3 protein-coding genes are annotated in these 6922 nt (G+C 58.7%); 2 read left to right on the plus strand and 1 reads right to left on the minus strand.

Features of this window, described 5'->3' with window-relative positions; translation table 11 throughout:
* Positions 1–219 precede the first annotated feature (219 nt).
* Both NB063_RS26190 and NB063_RS26195 read left to right on the plus strand, forming a co-directional pair.
* Entirely contained in the window at positions 220–3357 is a 3138-nt protein-coding gene (locus NB063_RS26190; protein WP_407652727.1) for a COG1361 family protein, read from the plus strand.
* Between the two features lie 208 nt (positions 3358–3565).
* Positions 3566–5155 (plus strand): family 16 glycoside hydrolase, encoded by a 1590-nt coding sequence (locus NB063_RS26195; RefSeq protein WP_250931996.1) that lies wholly within the window; start codon positions 3566–3568, stop codon positions 5153–5155.
* Here NB063_RS26195 and NB063_RS26200 read toward each other — a convergent pair.
* Complete coding sequence (locus NB063_RS26200; RefSeq protein ID WP_250931997.1) at positions 5144–6160, minus strand: transglutaminase-like domain-containing protein; 1017 nt, start codon at positions 6158–6160, stop codon at positions 5144–5146. The genes NB063_RS26195 and NB063_RS26200 overlap by 12 nt on opposite strands.
* Positions 6161–6922: the final 762 nt, after the last annotated feature.

The raw sequence follows: 6922 nt of genomic DNA on the forward strand, positions 1-6922 counted from the left end.
GCCGTCAAACGGCTGCACGGTCGTGGTTATGCCTGACTTTCATTGCCGTCACAACCAGGTTTCTTTGTCAAATCCGTACAGTCCGCAAGATTGATTCAAAAAGGACGACCGATTCGGCCGATATCACGATGGAACACCCCTTTCGTGCCTCGAGGCGAGAATCTAATGAACCGCAACGCCCTTTTGTCTTATTTGAGCCCGCCCAGGCGATCACGCGGTATGGCCGCGTTGCTCGCAGCCGCGGTCGTAACCAGCTCTGTCGGTTTGGGAAACGCGAGCGTCGCCTCCGCTCAAACTTTTGAGAACTCGTCCCAGATTCAGCAGGTCGTCGGCAAGCAATTGTCCACCACCCGCCGGTCGGGCAATTCCAACTACGCCCGCGCCGGCGGATTGCTAGGCAACCTGTTCGGTGGCGGCTCGTCGAGCAGCAGCTCCAGCAGCAGCAAGAGCGACGAGCCGTATCGTCACGCAACACCCGTACCGAACGATCGGAACGTCGATTGGAGCGGTATTCCATACCACGATCCCAACGGCGGACGCACTGCTGCGAGCCAACCGGCGCCGATTCGCGACCCTGGCGCCAGCAGTCGCCAACTCGCTCAGCCTCAACGCACACCTGCCTCGAGCGCTGACGTTGCCCGCAGCACCCGCACATCGGTGCCAACACCACAACCGATCACCCAAACGACGCCTCGCAAGCTGAGCAGCACCGATACGGCACAAAGCACCAGCAGCAGCCGTCCCGCCCCGCTGTCGGCTTCGCGTAGCAGCCGTCGCCCGATTAGCGTTCAGCCCACCACTTCGGAACCGACTCGCATCGACGCGAACACTCCCGAGTTGGTCAAGAGCGTGACGCCGCGGGTTCTCAACACCACGCCTGATAACGTCGAGCTGGTCCCGCGGGTAAGCCGCAAGATCGTCAAGAACACCACACCAACGCTTCCAGCGGCTCCAGCCAAATCGGAAACGAAAACCGAAGCCGTACCGGCTAAGGAATCCGTCGCGAAGAGCGAAAGTGGTTCTTCACGTCGCGCTTCGACCCCAGAAGCGGCTCCGAAGAAAGTCGAAACGCCGGAAGCCAAAGCTCCTCGCGTTGCCAGCCGCGAAGTCGCGCAAGTCGCTCCTCGCGTGGCTGCAACTGCGCCTGCCCCAGTCGCTGAGAAGCCGGCCGCCGAGAAACCCGCCGCTGCACCGGAGCAGAAACCAGCGATTGCTGCCAGCCCAGCCGTCGTCGAAGAAAAGGTCGCCAAAGAAACGGTCGCCGCTACAGTTCCTGCGGCACCCGCACCTGTGGCCCCCACCGCACCTGCCGTACCCAAGACGCAGATCTCCTCGATTACACTCGGTGAAGCACGTCAAGCCAACATCGCTTCGATCAACCCACCGGCATCGCTCGGAACACCGACGACTGCCGCCGACAATTCGGCTGGCATGAGCTTGCCCGGCGAAACAAGCGTGCACTCGGCATCGAGCCGCCCGCAAGCACCAAGTACCCAAGCCGCAGCAGCACCTCAGCCGCAGTACAACCGGATGAACACGTTCGGGAACAACCAAGACGGTGGGCGTTCAGCCGGCGCCTTGGCCAGCACCAATCCTAACGGTGTGGCTCTGCACCCGATCAGTGATCGCTTGCCAATCGAAGTCGAAAACGAATCACCTGAAGCCATGCGGGCACAGCACGACTCCCAGTTCATGGCACACCACGATGCGTTTGCACCTCGCAATCCAACGATGACCAGCCCCACCACACCGAACTATCGCAGTGCCGGTTTTGGTCAAGGCAGCAACTCGTTCGGCCCACCGATGGCCACGCAGTCGACGGTCGCACAACAGCATCCTAATGCGATGCGAAACCAACTCGGAACTCCTGCTCCGACCGCTAACGCGATGACCACGCCGCAAACTCCGGCGATCAACGTCATGCCTAATTCGAACATGACCGAAATGGAATTGCCCGTGATCCGCATCCTGACCGCTGGCCCACGCCGCGTCATGATTCGCCAAACGCATCCCTATGAAATTCGTGTCGAGAACCGTGGTTCGGTCGACGCCGAAGGTTTGGTTGTCCGTGCACATATCCCCGATTGGGCCGATGTTGTTGGACAACAGGTCACCCGCGGTGACGTGCAAGCGGCCACCGAAGAACAAATCCGAAACTTGGACTGGCGGATCGAAACACTCCCCGCCGGTCAAAGCGAAACGATGTACGTTCGGTTGAAAGCCGCTCGCTCGGGAACGCATGATCTCGACGTCGACTGGACACTCGCACCGCAAAAGAAAGTCGTGCAAGTGACGGTCCAAGAGCCACAACTCGCGTTGACGATCGACGGCCCCGATGAAGTCATCTATGGTCAATCGAAGACCTACCAAATCCGCGTGCTTAACCCCGGCGACGGAATCGCACCGGCAGTGGTCTTCACGCTGAGCCCTGAATCGAGCTCGCCGCAAAGCCAACGCATCGGCGACATCCCAGCGGGCAAGGAAGCTCAATTCGAAGTCGAGCTGACCGCTCAAGACCTCGGTGAATTAAAGATCCACGGTCTCGCCGTCGGTGACCTCGAACTGCGGGCCGAAGCCGGCAAGAACGTTCGCGTGCTCGCCGCCGACCTCGAAGCGATCTTGAGTGGCCCTGAAGCCAAGTACCAAGGTGCCGAAGCGTTGTACCAGTTGGAATTAACCAACCACGGTACCACCGCGAGCGAAGATGTGATCGCCAACCTGCAACTGCCGATGGGCGTCTCCTATCTGGGTGGTATGGAAGGTGCGACGATGATCGACAACCAATTGCGTTGGAAGATCGCTTCGCTGTCGCCCGGTTCGGTTCGCAAGTATCAATTCCAATGCCGCATGGATTCCACCGGAACGCATCAGTTCGCGTTCGACTGCAAAGGCAGCGCGGCTGGACAAACCAACGTGAGCTTGGACACCAACGTCGAAGCGATCGCTGACCTCGTGCTGTCGGTCGTTGACCCATCCGCACCCGCTCCGATCGGTGAAGACGTTTCCTACCAAATCGTGATTCGCAACCGCGGCAGCAAGCCCGCCTTCGACGTCAAAGCGGTCGCTCAGTTCAGTCATGGTATTGAACCGAAACAGATCAGCGGACATGTCGGCAAGGTGATCACCGGTCAAGTTTTGATCGATCCGATCTCACGCATCGAGCCTGGACAAGAAGTTCGCATGACGATCGTCGCACGAGCGGAAACAGGTGGACACCATCGCTTCCGCACGGAAGTCCGCAGCGGCGACACGGTGTTGGTCGCCGAAGAAGCGACACACTACCTGGCACCGCAAAACGAGCGTATCACGCGTCGCAGCGGCCCCGGCGGCAACGAATTCTCACTGCCACTGCGGTAATGTTCACCCCGGCCAAATACCGGCCGGTTGAACAACACGCATGGAGAATGCATCAAGCGACATGCCCCTCGCACCGGAAAAAAACGGTCGAGGCGGCATGTCGCTTTTTTCGTTCGAGGTGTTTCTGCTAGATTGGCGGGTTCTCAGTTGCTGTTGGGCATCTCACTTGCCTGCCCGATTTCCTGTCCCCAAGAGTGGTCTCCACCCAATGCGTCACACCAAGTTTCTCCCGTCCTGGTTTGCTTTCTTGTTTTTAGGACTCGCGTTTTTCGGAGGCTTCACTCCGATTTCAACGGCACGGGTTGATGCCGCTGACAATGCCTCGCCGCTGAAGATCCTGCTTATCGATGGGCAGAACAACCACAAGTGGAAAGAGACCACTCCGTTGATCGTCGAAATTCTCGAATCAGGCGGATTCGGTGAAGTGACGGTGGCGACATCACCCGGCAAAGGTGGTGATTTTTCCGAATTCTCGCCAGCATTCTCTGACTACGACGTCGTCGTCTCTAATTACAACGGCGAATCGTGGGGCGACCAGACGCAGAAAGCATTCGAAGAATACATGGCTGGCGGTGGCGGATTCGTCAGCGTCCACGCCGCCGACAATTCGTTCCCTGCTTGGGACGCCTACAACCGCATGATCGGAGTCGGCGGATGGGGCGGACGCAACGAAAAAGACGGCCCGTACGTTCGCTGGAAAGAAGACCTACAAAAGTTCACTCGTGACATGTCCAAGGGAGGCGGCGGGACACATGGCCGCCGCGTCCCGTTCCAAATCGTCGTTCGCGATGCGGAACATCCAATCACAAAAGGCTTACCACGTTCATTCATGCAAGTCGCAGACGAGTTGTACGGACGACTTCGCGGCCCCGCTGAAAACATGGACGTGCTCGCGACCGCGTACAGCGATCCGGCGACTCGCGGCACCGGCGAACATGAACCGATCCTGATGACGATTCGATTTGGCGAAGGACGCATCTTCCACACCACGCTCGGCCACGACGTTGCCGCCATGAATGGGCTCGCGTTTCAAACCACGCTTCGCCGCGGTACCGATTGGGCTGCCGACGGCAAAGTCGATCTGCCAGCCGTCGACGGCAGCGTTTTGACATCAAAAGAGGCTGCCTCGGGCGAACCGGCAAACGCCGCTGCTGCCGAAGCACAGCCCAAGGCCTCCACATCCGACAAAGCCGCTTCACTCGAAACGCCCCCCGCACTTGACGGCGAAGGATGGCAATCGCTGTTCGATGGCGAATCGCTGGTCGGATGGACACAGAAAAACGGAACCGCGTCGTACCGTGTCGAAGACGGAGTGATCGTCGGCAAGACCGCCACCGGGAGCCCCAATTCGTTTCTCTGTACCGACCGGACCTTCCGCGATTTCGAATTGACGTTCGAAGTTAACGTCGACGAAGGACTCAACAGCGGTGTGCAAATCCGTTCCAAAACGCGTGACGACAGCGGTCGCGTTTATGGCCCGCAAGTCGAAATCGAATCGTCACCCGGCGAATCAGGTTACGTCTATGGCGAAGCCACCGGTCGGGGATGGATCACGAAAGAGCAACCGATCAAGGACGCCTATCAAAACGGAACGTTCAACCGCTACCGCGTGCGTGCGATCGGCGACCGCATCCAAACTTGGATCGGCGATACCAAGATCGCGGATATCGTCGACCCCGAATCGGCGAGCGAAGGATTCATCGGTCTGCAAGTCCACGGGATCGGCAAGAAAACGGAAACTTACGAAGTCCGTTGGCGCGATATCCGAGTCCGCCCGATCGCGAACTCAGGACTTTAGTTCACGCACGAAATCGATTCGTGGTGAACCTTTGCCGAGTCGATCGCAGCGAAAAAACTCGCTCACGTAGCGAACGATCTGACGCTGTTCAGGAACTTTGAATCGATCGCCCTTTTGCAGAATCGGGCGCTCTTCTTGCATCTCGCCGAATTGCTCCGTCCCTGCCGCCTGGCAGGGATACCAGCATCCTGAGTCGTTCCCGCCGCCATCGCGTTCGAGATAGAATTCCGGATAACAGTGTCCGGGAATCCACACCATTCTTGCGGGAATCTGTGCGTTGCGACAAAGCGCGACGAACAAGCTCGTCATGTCTTCGCAGTCACCCTTGCCGTCTTTCAATGCTTCCGACGCATTGCGAATCGGGCCTTCGGTGTAGGCGACCTTTTCGCGAACACAGTCGTAGATGCGGCGAACGGTCTGCCATGCGGACTCGTCACCTTCGGCTTCGCTGGCGAGTTGCCGCGAGAGGCTGCGAATCAGCGTGTGAGTCGAGTCGATCATCGGACTGGTGCCCAAATAGGATCGCATCTCGCGGGGAGCACGCGTGGGGATCACCAATGACCCGGTGTCGGTCGGTGCGATGATGTTTCGTTTTTCGATTCGGTAGTTGAGCAGCACGTTGAGCGAACTGTTGGCGGTCATCCGCGCGATGCCCACCACAACTTGGCGGGCGCCGCCGGGCAGGTCGCGAACCTGGAGGTGGGAAACTTGCTGCGAAACATCGCGAGTCCCGATCGTGACGGTCTGTTCCGGCCAATCCATCGGAATCGGAAAAGTCGCCAAACCGTTGGTAAAGGTGACCGGCGTGCGGAGCGTCATCCCGAATTGCCAATCGAATGATTTCGATTCGCTGTACGTCGGCTCGTGCGAGTTTTCAGTAGCGGCTGAGTCGGAGACGGCAGATCCGGTTTGTGCAAACGCTCCGTTTGGGTTCAGCAAAGCTGCAGCCATCGTGCCGCCAGATGCCGCGAGCCATTGGCGACGAGAAAACGATGCAGCAGCCATACGAGCGAACTCCCCTGAAAGAACCACACCTTCGAAAAGGCGAAACTGGATTCGATAGTGCAAACCAACCCCGAGCTTAGTTGGACGATTTGCAGTGGTCCAGAAATCGCGGCACCAGCCCCCCCACGAATGCGTCCCCCTTAACGATTATAGGAATCAGAACACTCCTGCTCCTTCGAGCCCCTCGATTCACACGCCCCGTCGAAAGAATGCATCGGGAAAACGAGCCCCCATCGAACAAACGTCTTCGCATCCGCATCAAGTCGACTTCGACCGCGAAACCCACGCATGCCCTCAGCGGCAAGCATTTCTTTCTTCGATCAGCAGCGAGACCACTAAGGCCCCCGCGTCGCCTGCCAGGGAGTAGATCGAATATGCACCGGCGTCGAAATCAACAGGTTCCCGTTACGGCCATGGATTGCCAGCCATGCGATCTACAAAAGCGTTCGACGCCCAAAGACGCCCCCCAACCCAAAGGAGTGCATGCAGCGGAAGACGCCTTCGCCCCATGGATGAACTATCGCCACTGGAACCGTGCCCCATCCGCGACCGCATCGACAACGCGCAAAGCAGGTTCGCATGGTGGCGACCAGGCAAACGACTAGGCTCTGCCGCCGGCGGTGCAGCGAGCATTCTGCCGTGGCTGTACGTCCTCGATCAAGTGGACAACAGCGTTCGCTGACAGCCGGACAGAGCAAAATTCACAAGCACACCGAACTCGGAGGACGAAACGCCGTCAATCCTAAGCTCGACTTTTTCCGT

This window comes from Aporhodopirellula aestuarii (assembly GCF_023701485.1).
GTDB lineage: Bacteria > Planctomycetota > Planctomycetia > Pirellulales > Pirellulaceae > Rhodopirellula > Rhodopirellula aestuarii.